This is a genomic window from Streptomyces sp. NPDC002265 (assembly GCF_040296125.1).
Taxonomy (GTDB): domain Bacteria; phylum Actinomycetota; class Actinomycetes; order Streptomycetales; family Streptomycetaceae; genus Streptomyces.
Genome location: NZ_JBEOWS010000649.1, coordinates 1 through 2,100, shown reverse-complemented (window position 1 = coordinate 2,100; position 2,100 = coordinate 1). Strand labels below are relative to the sequence as shown.

Here is a 2,100-nt window from a genome sequence, read left to right as displayed (position 1 = left end):
CACGACGCCGCAGCTCAGCGGGGTAAGGGGAGGGACGTGCCATGACTCAATCCTCTCAGAGAATCGAGTCTCCATTCGAACCGGTGCGGTTCACATGTCCGGCTTCCCGCCGGCCAGCCAGACGACGGCCTCCACGGCGGCCAGGCAGAACATCGCCCCGATCACCCAGTTGAACCGGCGCCCCGCCCTGCTGAACCGCCGTCGCTCCCGCAGCACCTGCGCGAAGTCCTTCGCGGTCGGCTGATACGTCAGCTCGACCGTCTCCTGCTCCGCATCCCGCCCCATGTCCATGACCATGAGGCGGGATCGTACAGGCCGTCGTCGCAGGTCGATCAAGAGCGGCCGAAGCAGCGCTCCAACTCGTCAAGGTCGTAGAAGACGCTGCCCCGGGAGACGGGACGGCAGCCGGTGCGGAACGCCGTCTCCTTCTCGTTGTAGAGCATCCGCACCAGGTAGCGGCCGTCCTTCTCGAAGAGGTCCCACTGGATGTTCGCGCCCAGGGGTGCCACCGACGCGCCCCGCCAGGGGTTCGGAACTGCTGCCGCTTGACCATGAGCGAGTGAACTTTCGTGAGCATGGGTGAGTGGTGGGTGGCGGCATGCGGCGGGTGCCGGTGGGTGGGAACGGGGGTTTGTCGGTCGAATGCGTGACCTTTTCGGGTGGGGTTCGTTGGGCGGGGTGACTGGAGTGGCGCAGCGTTGGACGGGCGGGGGTGGGTGGGGTGCGGGAGGTGGCGGCGTCGTTCGTGGTGCCCGGTCCCACGGGGGTCGCGGTCCGGGCCCGGCTGAGGGTGTCGGAGGCGGACGTAGCGGTGCTGGCCGAGGTGGGTGTGTTCCTCGGGTCGCTGGCCGCGGGTGATCTCGCGACGCGTGTCCGGCAGGGGGCGGAGCATGATGCGGCCACATGGGCGGTGCGCAAACGGGGGCTGACCGGTCTCTCGTCCGCCAGGTGGGCGGGCAGTATCACGAAGGCCACGCATGACCAGTGGGCGCTGGCCCGGCGGGGACAGGCGGCCGAGGCATCCTGGCTGCGGGGGCAGATCGCGTCGATCGAAGCGCGGCTGGACCGGCCGCTGGGCGCGAAAGCGGACCGGCGGGCGGGGCTGTCCCGCGGCTACGCGACACGCGCGGAGTGGCATGCCAAGTCCCGCCGCCTGCACATCCTGAAAGACCGGCTGGCGAGGGTGGAGGCGGACCGGGCGACCGGCCGGATACACGTGGTGCGCGGCGGCAAACGCCTCGCCCATCTGCGTCACCACCTCGACCAGGCCGGCCTGGATGCGGAGGCGTGGCGGGAGCGGTGGCGGGCGGCACGGATGTTCCTGACCGCGGACGGGGAATCGGGCAAACGCTTCGGCAACGAGACCATCCGCGTCACCGACACCGGACAGCTCTCCCTCAGGCTTCCGGCCGCGCTGGCCCGTCTGGCCAACGCCCCGCACGGCCGCTACCTCCTCGACGCGACCGTCGCCTTCGCCCACCGCAGCCGGGAATGGCTGGAGCGGATCACCGCCAATCGGGCCGTCGCCTACCGCATCCACCACGACACGGTGCGCGGCCGCTGGTATGTGACCGCCTCCTGGCAGCGCAGGGCGGTCCCGGTGCTGCCGCTTGAGGCGGCGCTGGCGCGGGGTGTGGTCGGTGTCGACATGAACGACGACCACCTGGCCGCCTGGCTTCTGGATGTGCACGGCAACCCGGTCGGCGAACCCCGCCGCTTCTTCTACGAGCTGACCGGCACTACCGCGCACCGCGACGCACAGATCCGGCACGCGCTGACCCGCCTGCTGCACCACACCCACGCAACCGGCGCGACAGCGATCGCGATCGAGGACCTGGACTTCACCGACAGCACCAGCCGAGAGAAGCACGGCCGCAACAAACGCTTCCGCCGCCTCATCGCCCGCTTCCCCACCGCCAGACTCAGAGCGCGGCTGATCGCGATGGCCGCCGAGCAGAATATTGCGGTGGTCGCGGTCGATCCGGCCTACACCTCCCGGTGGGGCGCCCAGCACTGGCAGAAGCCCCTGACCAGCAGCACCCGTAAGGTTTCCCGGCACGATGCCGCGAGCATCGCGATCGGGCGACGCGCCCTCGGACA

2 protein-coding genes and 1 pseudogene are annotated in these 2,100 nt (G+C 70.3%); 1 reads left to right on the top strand and 2 read right to left on the bottom strand.

Features of this window, described 5'->3' with window-relative positions; all coding sequences use genetic code 11:
• Window positions 1-90 precede the first annotated feature (90 nt).
• Entirely contained in the window at window positions 91-297 is a 207-nt protein-coding gene (locus ABT085_RS45945) for a hypothetical protein (RefSeq protein WP_351623124.1), read from the bottom strand.
• 35 nt (window positions 298-332) lie between these two features.
• Window positions 333-530: pseudogene (locus tag ABT085_RS45940) on the bottom strand (histidine-type phosphatase); the annotation flags it as partial.
• Between the two features lie 182 nt (window positions 531-712).
• On the opposite strand from ABT085_RS45940, the gene ABT085_RS45935 reads away from it, so the two are divergent.
• A partial coding sequence (locus ABT085_RS45935) for an IS200/IS605 family accessory protein TnpB-related protein (protein WP_351623122.1) occupies window positions 713-2,100 on the top strand: 1,388 nt, incomplete at its 3' end.

Bases quoted from the DNA above. Each gene is read 5' to 3' on its own strand.
- ABT085_RS45945 (WP_351623124.1), bottom strand. From the start codon at position 297: ATGGTCATGGACATGGGGCGGGATGCGGAGCAGGAGACGGTCGAGCTG.